This is a genomic window from Pontiella desulfatans, from assembly GCF_900890425.1.
Lineage (GTDB): Bacteria > Verrucomicrobiota > Kiritimatiellia > Kiritimatiellales > Pontiellaceae > Pontiella > Pontiella desulfatans.
This window is the reverse complement of record NZ_CAAHFG010000001.1, coordinates 262,175-280,285: the sequence shown is the minus strand read 5'-3', so window position 1 is coordinate 280,285 and position 18,111 is coordinate 262,175. Positions and strand designations below refer to the sequence as shown.

Below are 18,111 nucleotides of genomic sequence, written 5' to 3'. Positions count from 1 at the left end.
TCTGTGCCTCAGTGAGCTCTGTGGTTATTTCCATTTATGCTGCCGCGGCAGGTTCGTCTTCCACCGCACGGGTCGAACGGTTGATGAAGAGAATGCCGATCTGCTCCATCTGGTCGGTAATGCTCTTGGCCTTGCGGGAGAGGAAGGCGTAGAAGACCAGCGCGCTGATCGCGACCACCAGCCCCATTTCGGTGGTGACGAGCGCCTCGGAAATACCGCCGGAAAGCGTCTTCACATCGCCCGATCCGAAGACCGTAATCATCTTGAAGGTATTGATGATGCCGGTCACCGTACCCAGCAGCCCCATCAGCGGGGCGGTCGAAGCACACACGGCAAGAACCGGTGTGAGGCTGTTGACGCTCATGCGGGTGGTCAGCAGCTCTTCATACATGACTTCCTCCACCAGATCCTTCGGCTCGTCGATATGCTCGATGCCGGCCGTCAGCATGGCACCGGTCGGCCCCTTGAGTTTCCGGATTTCGGCGGCGGCGGTTTCATGGTCGTTCACCAGAATAGCTTTCAGCACCGGCATGGCCCGCTTTTCGGATACGCGAGGCACCAGCGACAACTGGATCCACTTGTAAATGGAAACCAGTATGCAGAGGACGAACATGCCGACGATCACATAGCCCACTTTGCCGCCCTTGGCCAAATGCTCCGAAAAGGTCTCGTTGGTTTCGGCAATCTTGCGGGCATTGCCCAGGCTCGCGTCGAACGGGAAGTCGCCGCCCATGTTCTTGATGGTGGCAGCCACCATGGCGGCGTTGGCGGGGTCGGCGAACGGCATGACCGTGGGCTCGAGCGAACCGAGCTGCTGCTCGGCGATGCCGGCCATGGAACCGTCGTCCGAGGCGAAGATTGCCACGGGGCCAACCACGATGAACTGCCCGTCTTTAACGAGGCCGTCGTCCCCGGCGGCATTTCCGGCAAAGGCCGATCCGCCGACCGAATTCTGCAGGCGCAGGATCGAGGCCTCGACCAGCTCGGTCTGCTTGACGAAGATTTCCTCGTCGGAAAGGTTCGTGTTGTCGGGCGCAAGCACGGCGGCCTTGATGACCTCCTGGTACATGTCGAGTTCGGCAATGTGCAGGCGGGATTCGAAGTTGCGGATATATTCGCCGAGCAGGTTCGAAATATAGCTTTTCTCGCCCTTGCGCATCGTGATTTCGGAGCGCAGGTTGTTGAGGTCGAGATTGCGGCTATCGAGCTGGCGCATCACCTTCTGGTGTTCGAGGCGAACATCCATCACCTCGTCCTCAAGGGCATTAAGGCCTTTGACCATCGGAAGCTTTTCCTGCGAGATGCCCTTCCTGATATTGGAAAGCTCCTGCAGGCTGGCATCGAGTTTTTCCTGCATCTTCACCTCGGGTTCAGCGAATGCGTAGAGCGAGCAAAGCACTAATACCGACGCAATAAAAATCACAATCCGCTCCATGCGGTTCCGCAGGTGTGTGTGGTAGAATCCTGAATCGTTCATCTGATTTCCTGTTTGGGTTTAAAGCGTTTTCCGAGTGACGAATTAATCGATGCCGACGGGCAGCGGGATAAACTCCGCCGTTTTTTCGTTTTTCAAAATGGAGATCGAATCGGCCACCTGCTGGGCGATGGCGTTGTTGGACGTCCAGACCCAACCCTCGGCTCCGGGATGGCCAACGCCGGCAATGTCGCCCTTGTTGGTGCAGTAGAAGGCCCGGGCAAAACCGAGGTACAGGGTCTGAACCTCGGCCGTGCTGCCATCGGGAAGCTCGCGCACTTCGCTGACGACCGAGATTTCGTTGGCGCCCTTGTTGAGCTCATTGATGATGCCGACGACGTTCTGGTAGCGCTCGGAGAGGGAGAGCTCGGTCTCCTGGTTTTTCGGGATGCGCTGGCTGAGCGGCTTCATCCGATCCTGCACCGGTACCGGGAGGGTGGGCAGCAACTTCAGCACGCTGCGCTCCAATGTGAAGATTCGGTTAACGAGCGTGGCCGAGGCATTCTTGAGCGCATCGTTCTCCTCAACCAAATCCTCACGTTTCTTGTCGGCGTCGGTAATGAGCGACTGCGTCTCGTGGATCTTGCTGGACAGGGTGTCGCGTTCGGAGCGCACCAGGTCGATGCGGTCGCCGAGCACTTCACGCTCGAGTTCCCATTTTTCCTTTTCCTGAGAGATCAGCTTGCGGGTTTCGACCCACTTCGAAAGCGTCTCCTTCGTGAGCTCCAGCTCGTTGTCCTGCGCCAGGCAGGCCACCGCGCCGGAGACGGCTAAAATCATCCATATTTGTTTTTTCATGTTCACCTCGGGCTAGAGTTCTATTGTCAAAATATTATTGCTGAATGAGGGGTATGTTAGCGGGTTGTTACCAGGAGGCCGTGACTCCTACCGAATACTCGCGCCCTTTGGTATACGACGTATGCAACGCATCCCCCAATCCATCCACCCGATAGACCGTTTGGATATCCGGGTCGGTTAGGTTCTTGGCTTTGAAACTGAGTTTCAAATGATCGGTCAACTTGGTTGAGATCGTGAAGTTGAGCGCGCCGTAATCGAGCGCATAGATCGCTGGAGACGGCGTCCCTTCGTCGTTTTTAACCGTTTTAAGCGTATCGCCCTGATGCGTGTAGAACAGACCGATTTTCGTGTCCATGAAATCAATGCCGTAGGTGCAGAAGAGGTTGTACAGATATTCGGGCATCTCCATGACATCGCTGGTCTCGCCATTGCCCAGATCGACCTCTCCGGTAATGTACGTGTAGTTGGCACCGACACTCATGCCTTCCATCGGAGAGAAAAAGCGGCCTAGATCCTGCCGGATTTCAAATTCATAGCCATCGACCCAGGCCGAAGAATAGTTGGTAACAAAGGTATATCCATTTCCGTAGTCATCATATCCCTTATAATATTGAATGGGATCCGTGATGTCCTTGGTGAAGTAGGAGACGGAGATCAATCCACCGGGATAAGGCGTGTAATCCAAACGCAAATCGAGATTATCCACCGGGCTGGCGACCAGATCCGGATTACCGTAAAACGCATCCGCTCCCGCGTATTCACGCTGAATGATGGGGACGACCTCCTTGAACTGCTGCTTGGCCACCGTCTGAGCCCAGTTGAACCGGAACGTAATCGGCTCGACGGGAGTCAGGTCGAAACCGATCGAGGGCAGGTTATCGACCCGGCTATAATCGGCATCCTCCACATACCCCGTTTCATTGGACGTAAGATACCCAAGCCCGCCCCCCGACTTGATGGTTCGCGCATACTGATAGTCGTCGGGCTCCAGGAATGTTTTCAGCGCAAATTCTTCGTGCCTTACCCCCCCGCGGACGGTGAGGAAATCGAATACGGGGAAATCGAGCATGAAATAATGGGCATCAAGATCCTGTTCGCCATCGTATTGAATATCGGCGAAGGAAGAATACACGGCGGTATTCGAATCGGCCGCGAACAGATCCGCCAGACTCTCATCCCAAGTGCCCTTGAATCCGGTATCGAACGACACACTGGGATCCGGCGAAATGTTGCTTAGGGTTTGTTGGAAATATTTGCGGTCGACGCGATCCTGGAAAATGCCGGCCTTAAAGAACCCTTTGTTGGCCGTCCAGTTTTCAAAATCCCACTTATAGTTGAAGGCAACCTGATCGCTATCCTCGACCACCTCTTGCCAAATCACCTGATAGTTGCCCAACTGAATCCCCGAATCGGCCACGTAGGTGCCGTTGGACTCAACTCCGGTTATCTCCTGCGGATTCGATCCGTCCACATTAACGTTTCCGTTATACCAGGCGTACTGCGGGAAAACCAAACCCAACTCGGGATGACGCTCGATATAGCTCTTAAAAGCCGCATAGTCGGTAATCCACTTTTCAGTTACCGCAGGCGGGGCTTTCACTTCCCCCAGGGAATTCGTGAAAGGATTCAACCAGGCGGCCCCTGACACAAAGTTTTCCAGCGCCCCCGGAAGAATGTCATCCGTAGGAATCCCCGCATCCCATTCCCACCCCTCGGCAATCTCCGTTGTCGCCTTTCCGGGATACCAAAAATAGTCCAGCATTTCCTTCTGCTTCCACAACGAGGATGAGCTATCGGACAATTTGATGTCCAATACCGGCCGCTTGAACTTAATGATCCCCAGGTTCAAATCCGGAACCGGAAGGGTAAGCTCCCCGCCAAACTGATCCGACTCCGTATCACGTTCTGCATAAACGATCGATTCCGATCGCCGGTATGGCGCGTAGTATCTCGAGAAGTCTTGCAGGTAATCCGAACTGCTTTCCGGCTCGACAAAATCAACATACTCGGGGTTATAGGTCTCACGTCCACGGAAATCCAGGGACTGGATGGCGGTATCTTCCGTATTATGGGTGAACACATGCAGATAATTGAGTTTCAGGAGTTCGTGCTCCAGGCCAATCCCTACCGCACCACTCCAGTTAATCTCATAGGTGCCTTTTTTAATATCCCACATATCCGTCAACGCAACGTGTTCGCTATCCACCTCCTTGGAAATGGTTCCCGTATTCGTATAGGTGTTATCCGGAGCCAGGGTGTATTTATCAGAAATTCCTTCATAGTAGGTTGCGCTTTGCTCGTAGTTGAATGCGGCAAGCCCCCCGACCGAGACCTCCTCACCGAACAGGTCAAGGTCATACCGGTCTCCCAGCTCGATGCCCCAACTATAGTTTTCCGGTTGATCGGTCTGGCTAACCCCATACGAAGTCGTGGGGTATTGCGCAATGGGTCGATCGTTTCTCTGCTCACCATCTATTGTTTCAGCGAGGTCTTCGGCGGGCTCAAATTCGCGCTGCCCCCAATAATCATTCTCGCTGGTGTCATATGAGAGAAATTCATCTCCGCCATAATTTTCGTTGTATTTGGTACCGACACTGAACTTGAGCACGCGCTTTTCAGGGATGCCCCGCAAGACCACGTCCACGGCACCGCCGGAAGCATCGCCCTGCTGATCCGGAGTGAATGATTTCAGGACTCGAACACTCTCGATCAACGACGATGGATATTGATCCAGCTGCACGGCGCGTTTATCCGGATCGGCCGTCGGCAGACGCACGCCGTTGAGCAACGATACCACATAGCGGTCGGGCAATCCGCGGACTACGGCATATTTGCCATCCTGAACCGTCGTTCCCGAAACCAGTTTCAGCGCACCCGCCGCATCGCTCGCGCCCGCCTGGCTGATCAGATCCGCGCCAACGGAATCCATCAGCGCGGAGCTTTCCATACGCAGGTTAAGCAAGCCGATTTCGGACGCGCCGCCCAGCTGGATATCGCGAACCACCAGCTCGTCCATCTCTTCGTATTCGCCCTCAAGGGCGGCCTCCACCTCGGCCAGCTGCCCCCCCATCACGACAACCTCTGGTTTCGTGAACCGGGTGTATCCGGATTTGCTGAAGAGCAACGTGTATGCGCCGGGAGGAACCTGCTCGAGATAATAGCTCCCCGCATCCCCGGTTTCGGCTTCCTGTCCCGTCTCCGAAATACGAACCTTCACCCCGGTCAACGGCACCTCGAAATCCTTGTCCATCACCGAGCCGCGGATACCCCCCATCTGGGAATACGCCTGGACGACAATGAACGAACAACAGACAACCAACAGTGTTTTTAAAGAATATTTCACCAAAACCTACCAAACCAATTCAAATCCAAACCCCATTCAAACACAAATAGGTGCATGGGTTTTACGGTGCACCAAAATCGGCAACAACCTTTTTAGGGTTAGTGTTATGTTAAGTGCGGGCCGCCTACCAAGGCGCCCCCAACGATCCCACGAATCCATCCATCTTTTCATGCAGTCCGGATGTTAACGGAACATCATGCTTAATCAGGGAGCACGCGATGAGGTTCAAGTCCTCGACCCGGGGTCTGGAGTTCGGATTCACGCCGGCCTGATCCAGCGCATTCAGATAAACCTCTTCCGCACGATCCATACGCCCGATCGCAACAAACATTTCGCCAACCGCGCAGAGCACGTCTGCCCGGTGGATGTTGTAGATGTTGCCCTCGAACCTGGCATATTCCCCGTAAAGCAGGTCGGCGGCTTCGGACGCCTCTTCACGAAACCCAAGCTTATGCGAGGTAATGATGTTTTCCGCTTTCAACGGAAAGAAGAGACGGGGCTTGAAGGAGCCTTCCGATATAAGCAAGGAAGACTCTATATACAACGACCTTGCCACCGCGGCATCGCCATGGCCGAAAGCGGAAAGTGCCATGCCGTGCAACCACTCCACCCGGTACATCACCGGCATGGAGATAGAAAACTCGTCAATCAAGGCCTTCAATTCATTGCGTTTCCCTTCCTCGCCATAGTAGAGGTCGAATAGCAACACCAGCCCATCAATGCCGGCTTTCTTACCCTCGAAGGTCTCTCCCTTAATCAAAATATTATTTACGGCAAGCGAGGTGTCGTAATTCTCTTTAGCCAATGCCTGCGCCTGTTGTTTGATAAACTCGGACTGCTCGGCGGGCAGCACACCCTCGCTCCATTTTTTGGCAGACTCCTTGTCTCCCTTGGTAAAATAATATTTGGAGAGCGCCACTTTCACACGATCCAGGCGAAAATCGTCGTATTCCTCCAAGATGTTTTTGTTTTCTCCCGCCGCAACGATCCTACCGCTCTTAATTCCAAGAACCGTGTCGACCGTCTGCTCAACCTCCTCCACGAGTTGCCGGGCCTTCTCCTCCCGGCCCATGTTGTAGCAGGTCGTTGCCAGCTCCGCTTTCAATTGTATGTTTCGCCAGTTGTCGATTGCCTCAACAACCTCAAGTACGAGCGATTCTTCATCCGCCTCCAGAGCCACTTCCGCAAGAAGGCCCAGCTCCCGGTTACGGGTTCGTTTATGCGGCTCGTCGGGAAGCTGCCCAAGCGCACCCTTGACCTGTAGAACCAGCTCCCGTTGGCTTGTCGTGAGAGATCCGGCATCGCCATCCCGCGCAACACAACCAACCAACGACAAAGAGATCAAACAGAGAAAGAAAAACCGTATACTCATATTCCATACCTAATAATAGAGAGTGGTGGCAGGGGAACCCTGCCACCATATTGATCATTTTTCCTGCAGCAGAACCTTAGTAGGAAGTGATGCGGAAAAACTTGGCCGACTCGATCGCAGGATCACCATAGTAGATCTCGGAACCGGTACCGACCAAGGTTGCTTCCACAACAACGTTGCTTGCGAAGCCGGGATTGTCCGAACTTTCAACGTAGTAGTACTGCCCCTCAACCGAATCAGCAACGGTCAGATAAACGCCGCCATCGATTTCAGTCGCACCAGCGTCGGTGCGGCCGTCGAGCATTCCGTACTGATAGGCAGCCGTCCAGCCAGCCAGCCAGTTTTCATCCGCGGAGAAAGCGCCACGGTAGGATACCGGATCGAAGAAGCCATCGTTGGTCGGCAGGGAGTCGGCAACCAAGGCATCGTTCGCTGCGCACGGATTCAGGTTGGTCACCGGCGCGCAGGACAGCGCACCCCCGTACAGGCTAACCAACGGGCCACGCTCCAAGGCGACGATCGGCAGGTTGGTTACAACTTCAGCATTGTAGCCGGCATACTCGAAAAGCTCGATCTCGTCGATGTGCCCACCCTTGACCACATTGTAAAGGACCGTATCGGTCAGCTCGTTCATGTAGCCGTCGGCCTGCGCCCAGTAGACGATTTCGTTGGAAGCAACACCGATGCGGGCCAGGTCGCCGGCATAGGCATTGGCGTTGAAGGCAACGCCATAGGTGTCTTCCATGTTCGGAACCGTCTTCAGGGCAACGTGGGAAGCGTAGAAGTTTCCATCGCCGTCATCCGGAGTAACCGTCGTGCCCTGGGCGAAGCCCCAGCCGGAACCGCCGTCACCGTCATACTCTTCGTCGATCAGCACGTCCGGGATATCCATGAAGATGGAGTTGCGAACCTGCAGGCGAACGTTGTCGCGCAGCGCAAGGCCGTGGTCGCCCTTGGTGGGGTTGCCGATTACGGTGAAGTTGTAAAGGGTGGAGGTGGTGTGCGGCTCGCAGTCGGAGTCTTCGGAACCGTCCATCTCGATGCAGTTGTCGCCCACACCGGAACCCTGCTTCGCGTCGGCGGAGTAGCCCTGAACGATCAGGCCATGCTGAACCTTGCCGCGCCAGCCCTGGTCGCAGTCGAGGCTGTCGTCGCCAATGTTCCAGATGGAGATATACTTCATGCAGACCGTGCCGCCCCAGATTTCGATACCGTCATCGACGTTGTTCATGATTTCGATGTGGTCGATCTGGGTTTCGCGGCCAATACCCCCGAGGGAGAGACCGTTCAGCTCGGATGTTTCTTCCAGCACCTGTCCGCCGTAGCGGAAGGAAACATAGGAGAGCGTACCGGCATCGTAGTCATCGTTGTTTCCGCCGTACTCTTCGGTTCCATCGCCGCGGGCAACCAGGCCTTCCATGACGCGGGTGTGCGTGCCAACGGCAGTCGGGGTGTTCTGCGTACCGTTCTTCGGAGCGCCTTTGTAAAGGTGCGAGGAAATGATGCCTTCCCCCATGATCGCAAGCGAACCCCACTCCTGGCACACCGGGCGCCAGGTTGCGAAGTCGTCGTTGACGGAAGTGAAGATGATCGGCTTGGCGCGAGTACCTTCGGCGTGGATCTGAGCACCGGCCGTGACGGCCAAGGAACCACCGTCACTAGCGATAATGGTACCCGGTTCGATGGTCAGGGTTGCCCCTGGCATCACGGTAACGCGGTCAACCATGCTATGCGTGTCGCCGGCTGCCCAAGTCACAGAACTGGTGATATCACCAGAATGGTTATAATGTGCCGCGCTAGCCGCACCTGCTGCAGCCATGGCAGCTGCGATAATAAACTGTTTTTTCATTAACTTTCTCCTTTAATGATTAACGATAATAAATTGCGGTCTCCCGCAACATTGGTCCTGCCTACCCATGTCGTCGGGGCGGAACCGGCGGCCTTTACGTTTTGTCCGTCCGGTTTCCGATCATCCCGCTGAAACGTCAAAGTGGTCGGGTTCGTTAAAATTATCCGTCCCAGCGGAGTTGTCCCCTTCGACACCGCACATTGGGCGGTTTTTGTGTTAAGGAAACATTAGAAGGCGCTGTGGATGCCGTTGGCTTTCGGCAAGGAACAGGCTAGCGCAACATTAGGAAACGGTTTGGATGCAACGGTTCCGCTAGTGGTTAATCTAGCAAAACATACTACCGGCCAGGGCTTTAGGCCCCATATCGTTAGGCATGCATTTGAAAAGGGAAAGAAAGATTAGGGCAGGATTATGAATGTCGCATGTGCCCAACAACCGGAACTGGTGCCGGAAAACATGGTTTTATCGAAAGGCCAACATGCACCAACCGTGCGTGCCGGTTCCCGTTGCTGCGCTTCCCGATGCAATCAAAGCAATTCGAACCGGGCCTGGATGACCTTGCGGAATTCGGATGAAATGGAATGCCAGTCCAACACATCAATGCGAATAGGGAGGTCGGACTCTTCGAATGCTTCCCGGAGGTCACCAAGGGCACCCAGTTCCAGCTTTTTGTTTCCGATGATTACCAAATCAAGATCAGACCAGGGCTTGGCATTGCCTTGCACCCGCGAACCAAACACCCGGATTTCAGCGCCGTGAACATGTCCGGAAAGAATCCGCCTTACGGTTTCCAGCTGTTCTTGAGGAAGATCAATCATTACGGGCAGCAATCCTGGAAAGCACATCCGTTGCGGCAGGCAAGAACACTTTCGCCATATTAAAAACATCGTCGGCGGTTTCAGCATCATAGGTATGTGAGGTTTCGTTGCGCGACTTGTGGAATCCCATCCAGGCATCAACATCGTCAATCAACCGGCTTTCATGGCATAGCCGGAAGAGTTGTCGGCGGGTAACTCCATCAACCTCGACCGAACCCACATTGGCTTCCAGCCACCGCTTCATCATTTTCCACGACTGCTCGTACGCCACCTCGAAATTCTGTACGACCCCGGCTCGCAGCGTTTCAATCAGATCGGAATTGGCGGAGTCCGATTCTGCTTCAATCACGCGCAAAGACCGGCCAAGCGCCTCGATAGCCTTTTCTAAACTGCCTAACTCCAGTGACATGATTTATCTCCATATACCATCGGGAGCATGGTACCCGACCGGCAGTTATTAGGCAACATTAGCGAACGCGATGTTCCTGCCAGATTTTTCGATACTCCAAATACCCCGCCGCCCCACATTCACCCCATAGGGAACGCTTACTTCTGCTGCCCGCGCTCGATGCGGCGGTGGGCGTCCATGAGCTCGCCCGGGTTGGTCTGGGCGGCGAGGAGGGAGAGCTCGCCGCAGAGGACGGTGGCGGCGCAGAGGCAGGCGAGGCGTTTTGAATTCTCGCCGGGGGCGCGCTCTTCGTCCAGCCCCATGCGCCGCATGTTGTCCAAGACAAAATCGAGCCCCTTGCCGTTGCCGACGGTGCCCATGATGAGGTTGGGCAGGGTGACGGAAAAATAGAGGTCGCCGTCGCGCTCCTCGGCCAGGGTCATGCCCTGGGAGCCCTCGACAATGTTGGCGGCGTCCTGCCCCGTTGCGAGGTAGAAGCCGAGCAGCATGTTGGCGAAATGGGCGTTGGCGCTGCGCGAACCACCGGCGAGCATGGTGCCGATGAGGTTTTTGCGGATGTTGAGCTGCACCACCTTTGCGGGCGTGGTTTTGAGATAGCGGCGGACGATTTTTCCGGGAATGAGCAGTTCGGCCACCACGTATTTCCCGCGCCCGAGGATGCCGTTGACGGCGGTGGCCTTCTTGTCGGAACAATAGTTCCCGGAGATGGAGCCATATTCGAGCTCGGGATGGTTTCCGAGAATATGGTTCATGAGCGCCTCGGCGGCCTGGGTGCACATGTTATGCCCGGAGGCATCGCCGGTGGTGAACTCGAACCGGACAAACAACAGGTTGCCGGCAATCTGGGCGTTGATGTTGATCAGCTTCGCGAAGCGGCTGGTGCCTTCGACCACCTTTTCAAGGATAGGAAGACCCGCCTTTATTTTTTCCAGGGCAAGGAATGCCGCGGTGGCATCGGGCGCCTCGAAAAGCACGGAGCGGGTCATCCGGTCGTCCACGACCGTGCACTTGATTCCGCCTTCGCAGTTCATCGAAACACGGGCGCCGCGGTTGACCGAAGGCCATAGCGGAATCTCATAGGTGGCCAGCGGCACCTCGTATTCGCCTTCGAGCTGGATTCCGGAAACCCTTAAAGGGCCCACAAATTGCATGGGGATCTGCGCAAACGAACCTTGTTCCATCATATTCTCCTCTAACAAAAAACTGCCTCGCAAACTCGAAGGGTTTTGCAAGAGGCTCCATAAACTTAGTTTATCTGGTTCATTTCCGCACCGAAGCTAATACCTGCCCCCATGAAAGTCAACCCGGCACCCTGCACGGTTTGTGTAATCCAGATTGACGATCGTCAATCTGGATTACACAACCGAAGAAAACCCACCACGAAACAGCCCCCTTTGGCTCCCGGCGCACGGATTCCCTAAACATCTAGCAAACAACGGAATAACCTGATTCTAACATTTTAAGGATTGTTAGCGTTCGGCAAATGCGAAACATTGGGCGCATGGAAAAGATCAAAATTTTAGTCGTGGAAGACGAAGCGCCGATCCAGGAACTGCTGTTGTTCAACCTGGAGCGCAACAAATATCGGGTGAAGGTGGTGGACTCGGGCGAGGAGGCACTAACCTTGGCCGCACAATTCCAACCCGACCTGATCCTGCTCGATATCATGCTGCCGGGGGCGGATGGGCTGGAGGTTTGCAAACGCCTCAAGGCCGACCCGAAGACGGAGCGCATACCAATCATTATGCTGACCGCCCTGTGCGAGGAGGCCGATGTGGTGACCGGCCTGGAGCTGGGCGCAGACGACTATGTGACAAAACCGTTCAGCCCGCGGGTTCTGCTGGCCCGCGTCAAGGCGGCCCTGCGGCGCATTACGGCTAACCGGTCGGTCGCCAGCGAGGAGCTGATCAGCAACCACGGCATTTCGATCGATGTTGCGCGCCACAAGGTGGAGGTCGATGGAACCGATGTTGCCCTGACCTTTACCGAGTTCAAGGTGCTCCAGCTCTTGGCCCAGCAACCGGGCCGGGTCTTTACGCGCTACCAGATCGTGGACGCGGTCCATGGCGACGATTATCCGGTGACCGACCGCTCGGTGGATGTCCAGATTGTGGGTCTACGTAAAAAACTGGGCGCGGCCGGGAAATGCATTGAAACCGTCCGGGGAATCGGCTACCGCTTCAAGGAAGAAGAATAGGCGGATTCCCCATGAAGAAAAGGCACCTGTTCTGGTTGTTGCTCCCCTCCTATTGGGTGCTGATGGCGATCGCGATTGTCGTGGTGGCATTCTATTCCTTCCACTCCATGTCCGATCTCTATTTCCGGGCCATGGAAGACGACATCCGCACACGGACGATACTGCTTTCCGAGCAGGCGGCCCCCTTGGTCGAAGAGCTGGACGAGGCCGCCCTCGACGCCTTGTGCAAAAAGCTAGGAACCTCCGCAAACACCCGCTTCACCATCATTATGCCCGATGGCAAGGTGGTCGGCGATTCCGACGAAACCCCCTCAACGATGGAATACCACGGCGACCGCCCCGAAATCCGGCAGGCGCTCGGCGGGGACGTTGGCATGGATACGCGCTACAGCCGAACGGTTAAACAGGAAATGATGTATATCGCCGTCCCGCTGAAAAGCGGCAACCAGGAAACCCTCTGCGCCGTGCGTGCCTCGCTGCCCATGACCGACATCAAGGGTGAACTGAACAAGATGACCGTTCGGGTTTTCGTGGCCGCGATTCTCTCCGGGGCCCTGGCCATGGTTATCTGCATCGGCGTTGTCCGCCGCATCACCTACCCCTTGCGCGGCATGGGGCGCGCCGCGGGGCGCTTTGCGGAGGGCGACTTCAACCACCGGATCCCCGCCCAGCAGGCGCTGGAACTCGACCAGCTGGCGAATGCGCTCAACTCGATGTCGGAGCAGCTCAACACGACGCTGTCCACGATCATCGAACAGCGCAACGAACAGAATGCCGTCCTCTCCTCCATGGATGAAGGCGTGCTGGCGGTCGATCGCAAGGAACGCATTATCCACATGAACCGCGTCGCCGGCGAAATCCTTTGCGTGGACCACGAGAAAACCAAGCGCGAGCTGGTCCAGCAAGTGGTCCGGTTCTCCAATCTGCAGGAGTTCATCAAGGCCGTCATCGGTTCCCAGAAGCCGCTCGTGCGCGATTTGACGCTGATCGGCGACACCGAAAAGCAGGTTCTGGCCAGCGGCACCGTCCTCTGGAACGCCGAAAACAAATCGATCGGCGCGCTCATCGTCTTGCGCGACGTCACCCACATCCGGCACCTCGAAACGGTGCGCGCCGACTTTGTGGCCAACGTTTCGCATGAACTGAAAACCCCGATCACCTCCATCAAGGGCTTTGTCGAAACCCTGCTATCGGACGAATGGAACCACGAACCGGACATTCTCCGCTTCCTGCAAATCATCAGCCAGCAGTCCGGGCGGCTCAACTCGATCATCGACGACCTGCTCACGCTATCGCGGCTGGAGCAGAAGGGCGGCCTCGTCATGAAAGAAACGAGCAAGCTCTCCCCGGTCATCGAGACGGCCATTTACCTCTGCCAGCTCCAGGCCGGCAAGAAAAACATCCAGATCGACTGCGTCTGCCCCGAAGACCTTGAACTATCGATCAACGCGCCCCTGCTGGAACAGGCGCTCGTCAACCTCATCGTCAACGCCGTCAAATATTCCGAGCCCGACAAAAAGGTGCTGGTGCTGGCCGAAAAACATGCCGACCAGGTGCTGATCTATATCAAGGACGAAGGCTTCGGCATTGAGCGCAAGCACCTCGACCGCCTGTTCGAACGCTTCTACCGCGTCGATACCGCCCGCAGCCGCAAACTGGGCGGAACGGGGCTTGGCCTTTCGATCGTCAAACACATCGTGCAAAGCCACGAAGGCTCCATCCGGGTCGAAAGCCAGCTAGGAGCCGGCACGACCTTCATTATCAGCCTCCCCGCAGGCGAACCCCCCGCCAGCGCGTCCTAACAAAACGCTAACATTTAAGTATTAGCTTTGTGTCAGCTTTCTGTTAGGTTCGCCGCGCAATTCCAAAACCAACCAATAATCAGGGGATAAAGATGGACGTCAGCTTCATGCAAATCGCTTTAAAGGTCGTAGGCGGATTGGGCATTTTCCTGCTCGGAATGAAACATATGTCGGAAGGCTTGCAGGCCGTATCCGGCGACCGCTTGCGCACCATCATCAGCGCGGCCACCAACAACCGGATCATGGGCGTTCTGATGGGCCTGCTGGTTACAATGCTGGTGCAGTCGAGTTCGGTGACCACCGTCATGGTGGTCGGCTTCGTCAACTCGGCCATCATGAACCTGATGCAGGCGATCGGGGTGATTCTCGGCGCCAACATCGGCACCACCATCACAGGCTGGATCCTGGTGCTGAACATTGGCAAATGGGGCCTCCCCATCCTGGGCATCGCCGCCTTTTTCTTCCTGTTCTCCAAAAACGAGCGCATCCGCTACATCGGCATGACCATCATGGGCATCGGCATGGTCTTCTATGGCCTTGAACTGATGAAGAACGGATTCAAACCGCTGCGCTCGCACGAGGAGTTCAACGCGTGGTTCCATGCCTTCCAGGCCACCTCCTACCTCGGCATCATCAAATGCGCCTTGGTCGGCATGGTGCTGACCATGATCGTCCAGTCCTCCTCGGCCACGCTCGGCATCACGATCGGCCTTGCCGCCATGGGCGTGATTGAATTCAGAACCGCCGCCGCGCTGGTGATGGGCGAAAACATTGGAACCACCATCACCGCCCTGCTCGCCTCGATCGGCACCACCACCAATGCCAAGCGCGCGGCCTACGCCCACTTTTTCTTCAATGTTCTGGGAACGGCCTGGTTTATTGCCCTGTTCCCGTTTGCGATCAAGGGCCTGTCCGCCCTGGTTGCGTGGAAAACGGGCTTCAATCCGCTGGATATCAGCATCGACAACATGGATGAGAAGGAGTTCGGATTGATCATCACCTCCGGCATTGCGCTCACCCACACCACGTTCAACGTGGCAAACGTCATTATCTTCCTGCCGTTCGTCGGCCTGCTGGCCAAGTTCGTGACCTGGCTCGCACCGGAGAAGGAAGTCAAGGAAGCCGCGCACCTCACCTTCCTCGACGTGCGCATGCTCGATACGCCTTCGCTCGGCATCGTCCAGTCGCAGGGCCAGCTCAACTTCATGGGCGAAAGTGTCGAAGGCATGATGGCCAAACTGCGGGTTTGCCTGGAGAGCGAAAAGCTCGATCCGGAAATCCAGCGCAAACTGTTCCACCGCGAGGAGATCCTCGACAACGTCCAGAAGGAAATCTTCATCTTCCTCAGCAAACTGGTATCGGGGCAGGTACCGCAGGAGATCACCAAAAAAGCCCAGAAGCAGATGCGCATCGCCGATGAATACGAATCGCTCTCCGACTACGCCGCAAACGTGCTCAAGGGCATCAAGAAACTCGAAGAGATGGAGCTTCCGCTCGATGGGCCGGCCCGGGAAAAACTGCTGGCGCTCAACGACCGGATCGGGAAATACATCGAGCGCGTCAACAAGCATGTGAAGGATGGAAGCACGGCGGACCTGCTTTCCTGGGCCACAGCCGAAGGCGCGGCCATCACCGCCCAGATGAAGGAGTTCCGCCGCCAGCACCTCGAACGGCTCCAGAACGAGGAGGTTTCGCCCTTCTTCAGCCTGGCCTTCACCGACATCCTCAACTACTACCGCCGGATGAAAGACCACGCCCTCAACATTGCCGAGGTCGTCGTCGGCGAGAAATAGGGGAAACGCCCCTGTCGGCAGACGGGCCCTTCCGGCAGCGGGAGGGCCTTTTTTCTTGGGTCTGGACGAAAATCCGGCTCGACAAGGTTCCGCCGGAAAACATAATGCGCACCACCAGAAACCACCCCTTGAAGGACGGCGCCCCATGATACACCCGGAAACAGAACTACGCTTCGTGAACCCCGAAATCGGCCACGGGGTCTTCGCCACCGGCTTCATTCCCAAAGGAACCATCGTGTGGGTGCAGGATGCGCTCGACCGCACGCTCCCCCCGGAAGAGGTCGGGCGCTATCCGGCCGACCTGCGCGAACGCATGCTCAAATATTGCTTCCGCGACCGCCACGGCCATTTCGTGCTCTGCTGGGACCATAACCGCTACGTCAACCATAGCTTCGACTCCAACTGCATCCTGACCCCCTACCAACTGGAAATCGCCGTGCGCGACATCCAGCCGGGCGAGGAACTGACGGACAACTACGGCTACCTGAATATCATCGAACCGTTTGACGCCTGCGACGAAGGCCACGCTCGCAAAACCGTTTTCCCGGACGACCTGACCCGGCACCACCCCGAATGGGACAACAAGCTCGAGGGCGCCTACGGTCGGCTGGCCGAGGTTGAACAGCCCCTGCGCGGACTGCTCGGCAACGAGGCCTGGGAAACGCTGCTGCTCATTGCCAACGGAGAGGCCGCGGCCCGGTCGATTCGCGAGTGCTTCTACGACCCGGCCTGACCAGGAACCCTTCCACTAACGGGTGCCGTAGCGGTAGCGCTCCATCTCGCTGAAGAAATGCTCCATCACCCGCAGGTAGCAGAGTTTGCCCAGATGCATATCTTCGACCCCGGCATCAATGTTGGGGTTGTCGTTGATTTCGATGACGGCGAAGCGGTTGCCGCTCTGCTTGATATCGACGCCATAGAGCCCCTTGCCGATCAATCCGCACGCCTTGACGGCCAGTTTGACGGCGTCCTGCGGGGCCTGCTCGACGGCCATGGTGGTGAAACCGCCCGAGCGGCGGCTTCCGGTGGCGGCGTGGTTGTAGATCTGCCAATGCCCCTTCGACATGAAATATTTGCAGGCGAAGAGGGGCCGGCCGCCCAGCACGCCGATGCGCCAGTCGAAATCGGTATACATGAACTCCTGCGCCAGCACGAGCACCGAGGATTCGAAGAGCTCCGCGGTGCGCTCCGTTAGCTCGGCCAGCGAATTGACCTTGTAGACCCCCTTCGAAAAGGAGCCATCGGGAATCTTGAGCACGATCGGCAGCCCGAGCTGGTCGATGGCGGTCGCGAGCGACTCGGGCTTGTCGCGATAGAGCACCATGGTCTTCGGCGTGGCCAGTTCGTTGTCGCGCAGCAGCTCGGCCAGATAGATCTTGTTGGCGCACTTGAGGATCGAGTTGGTGTCGTCGACCACCGGAATGTGCAGATGCTCGGCTTTCTGGGCAAACTGATAGGTGTGGTGGTCGACCGACGTGGTTTCGCGAATGAATAGCGCGTCGAACTCGGTGAGGCGCGCATAGTCGTTTTTCGTGACGATTTCGGTGTCGATCCCGATCTGCCGGCCGGCAAGAACGAGGTTTTCGAGCGCCTTCTTGTTGCTGGGCGGGAGCTTTTCCTCGGGATCGGCGAGGATGGCCAGGTCGTAGGCATAGCGCTTCTTGCGGCGCGAGCGGCGCCAGACCTGGCGGCTGAACTGATCCAGCGCATCGGCAAACTCATCCTGCTGGCCCTCTTCCAGCTGGTGGATCCCGATCGACCGGACCGACTCGATCGCCCACGTTTCGCCAATCCGCTGGAAGTTCGCCTCCAGCACCGGGCACGGGAAGAGGTCGAACAACTGGCGGGCCAACGACCGCAGCTCTTCGACCAGGGTGGTCCCGAAGAAGACGCGCAGGGCAAAAACCGAACCGTCCTTGCCGAGATGGGCCTGCTTTTTCTTCACAAGCTTATCGAGCGCGGAAAGGCCCAGCGAATACATCTGCCGCCGGCTCAGCTCGTTGATGGTGCGCACCGAAGGCAGCACCTTGTCGCCCCGGGCCTCGGCCAGCAGCGAGCAGTAGTAGCCGCGGCCCATGTATTCATGGTCGCGGCACAGGTTGATGATCTGCGTCCCCTGATCCGGCGAAGGATCCTGCTGCTGGTAATCCTCGAAGGTAAGGAGGTTTTCGCTGGATAGGAACGGAGCCCAATCGTCCAGCTGCTCCACGACAATATATTGTTTTGGCATTCTGTTGCTCCAATTCGCCGCCATGC

General features: G+C 56.7%; 13 protein-coding genes. 4 read left to right on the top strand and 9 right to left on the bottom strand.

Annotation, left to right across the window (positions count from 1 at the left end; all coding sequences use genetic code 11):
- Positions 1-34 precede the first annotated feature (34 nt).
- From E9954_RS01135 to E9954_RS01100, 8 genes are all read right to left on the bottom strand, one after another.
- Positions 35-1,477 carry a MotA/TolQ/ExbB proton channel family protein gene (locus E9954_RS01135; protein ID WP_136077421.1) on the bottom strand — a complete coding sequence of 481 codons (1,443 nt, stop codon included), beginning with the start codon at positions 1,475-1,477 and terminating at the stop codon, positions 35-37.
- 42 nt (positions 1,478-1,519) lie between these two features.
- Positions 1,520-2,272 carry a DUF3450 family protein gene (locus E9954_RS01130; RefSeq protein WP_136077420.1) on the bottom strand — a complete coding sequence of 251 codons (753 nt, stop codon included), beginning with the start codon at positions 2,270-2,272 and terminating at the stop codon, positions 1,520-1,522.
- Between the two features lie 67 nt (positions 2,273-2,339).
- On the bottom strand, positions 2,340-5,615 hold the full coding sequence (locus E9954_RS01125) for a TonB-dependent receptor domain-containing protein (protein ID WP_136077419.1): 3,276 nt from the start codon (positions 5,613-5,615) through the stop codon (positions 2,340-2,342).
- Positions 5,616-5,739: 124 nt separating this feature from the next.
- Positions 5,740-6,987, bottom strand: a complete 1,248-nt coding sequence (locus E9954_RS01120; protein WP_136077418.1) for a hypothetical protein — start codon at positions 6,985-6,987, stop codon at positions 5,740-5,742.
- Positions 6,988-7,063: 76 nt separating this feature from the next.
- Positions 7,064-8,836 carry a hypothetical protein gene (locus tag E9954_RS01115; protein WP_136077417.1) on the bottom strand — a complete coding sequence of 591 codons (1,773 nt, stop codon included), beginning with the start codon at positions 8,834-8,836 and terminating at the stop codon, positions 7,064-7,066.
- 527 nt (positions 8,837-9,363) lie between these two features.
- Positions 9,364-9,654: a nucleotidyltransferase family protein gene (locus E9954_RS01110; RefSeq protein WP_136077416.1), complete on the bottom strand. Its 291-nt coding sequence runs from the start codon at positions 9,652-9,654 to the stop codon at positions 9,364-9,366.
- Positions 9,647-10,063, bottom strand: a complete 417-nt coding sequence (locus tag E9954_RS01105; RefSeq protein ID WP_136077415.1) for a nucleotidyltransferase substrate binding protein — start codon at positions 10,061-10,063, stop codon at positions 9,647-9,649. The genes E9954_RS01110 and E9954_RS01105 overlap by 8 nt, the downstream gene beginning before the upstream one ends.
- 137 nt (positions 10,064-10,200) lie before the next feature.
- Positions 10,201-11,247: a hypothetical protein gene (locus E9954_RS01100; protein ID WP_222847000.1), complete on the bottom strand. Its 1,047-nt coding sequence runs from the start codon at positions 11,245-11,247 to the stop codon at positions 10,201-10,203.
- A gap of 317 nt (positions 11,248-11,564) precedes the next feature.
- Here E9954_RS01100 and E9954_RS01095 point away from each other — a divergent pair, with 317 nt between their 5' ends.
- The 4 genes from E9954_RS01095 (at position 11,565) to E9954_RS01080 (ending at position 16,588) form a co-directional block, all read left to right on the top strand.
- A complete protein-coding gene (locus E9954_RS01095) occupies positions 11,565-12,260 on the top strand; it encodes a response regulator (protein ID WP_136077414.1) in 696 nt (231 codons plus the stop codon).
- A gap of 11 nt (positions 12,261-12,271) precedes the next feature.
- Positions 12,272-14,062: a sensor histidine kinase gene (locus E9954_RS01090; RefSeq protein WP_136077413.1), complete on the top strand. Its 1,791-nt coding sequence runs from the start codon at positions 12,272-12,274 to the stop codon at positions 14,060-14,062.
- Positions 14,063-14,169: 107 nt separating this feature from the next.
- Positions 14,170-15,855: a Na/Pi cotransporter family protein gene (locus tag E9954_RS01085; protein WP_168441874.1), complete on the top strand. Its 1,686-nt coding sequence runs from the start codon at positions 14,170-14,172 to the stop codon at positions 15,853-15,855.
- A gap of 145 nt (positions 15,856-16,000) precedes the next feature.
- Entirely contained in the window at positions 16,001-16,588 is a 588-nt protein-coding gene (locus E9954_RS01080; RefSeq protein ID WP_136077411.1) for an SET domain-containing protein, read from the top strand.
- Positions 16,589-16,603: 15 nt separating this feature from the next.
- Here the strand turns inward: E9954_RS01080 and E9954_RS01075 are convergent, their stop codons facing one another.
- Positions 16,604-18,085 (bottom strand): RimK family protein, encoded by a 1,482-nt coding sequence (locus tag E9954_RS01075; RefSeq protein WP_136077410.1) that lies wholly within the window; start codon positions 18,083-18,085, stop codon positions 16,604-16,606.
- Positions 18,086-18,111: the final 26 nt, after the last annotated feature.

What these genes read in the sequence shown, in the direction of transcription:
- E9954_RS01135 (WP_136077421.1), bottom strand. Translation starts at nt 1,477, where the DNA reads ATGAACGATTCAGGATTCTACCACACACACCTGCGGAACCGCATGGAG.
- E9954_RS01080 (WP_136077411.1), top strand. Translation starts at nt 16,001, where the DNA reads ATGATACACCCGGAAACAGAACTACGCTTCGTGAACCCCGAAATCGGC.
- E9954_RS01105 (WP_136077415.1), bottom strand. Translation starts at nt 10,063, where the DNA reads ATGTCACTGGAGTTAGGCAGTTTAGAAAAGGCTATCGAGGCGCTTGGC.
- E9954_RS01110 (WP_136077416.1), bottom strand. Translation starts at nt 9,654, where the DNA reads ATGATTGATCTTCCTCAAGAACAGCTGGAAACCGTAAGGCGGATTCTT.
- E9954_RS01090 (WP_136077413.1), top strand. Translation starts at nt 12,272, where the DNA reads ATGAAGAAAAGGCACCTGTTCTGGTTGTTGCTCCCCTCCTATTGGGTG.
- E9954_RS01075 (WP_136077410.1), bottom strand. Translation starts at nt 18,085, where the DNA reads ATGCCAAAACAATATATTGTCGTGGAGCAGCTGGACGATTGGGCTCCG.
- E9954_RS01085 (WP_168441874.1), top strand. Translation starts at nt 14,170, where the DNA reads ATGCAAATCGCTTTAAAGGTCGTAGGCGGATTGGGCATTTTCCTGCTC.
- E9954_RS01120 (WP_136077418.1), bottom strand. Translation starts at nt 6,987, where the DNA reads ATGAGTATACGGTTTTTCTTTCTCTGTTTGATCTCTTTGTCGTTGGTT.
- E9954_RS01130 (WP_136077420.1), bottom strand. Translation starts at nt 2,272, where the DNA reads ATGAAAAAACAAATATGGATGATTTTAGCCGTCTCCGGCGCGGTGGCC.
- E9954_RS01095 (WP_136077414.1), top strand. Translation starts at nt 11,565, where the DNA reads ATGGAAAAGATCAAAATTTTAGTCGTGGAAGACGAAGCGCCGATCCAG.
- E9954_RS01100 (WP_222847000.1), bottom strand. Translation starts at nt 11,247, where the DNA reads ATGATGGAACAAGGTTCGTTTGCGCAGATCCCCATGCAATTTGTGGGC.
- E9954_RS01115 (WP_136077417.1), bottom strand. Translation starts at nt 8,836, where the DNA reads ATGAAAAAACAGTTTATTATCGCAGCTGCCATGGCTGCAGCAGGTGCG.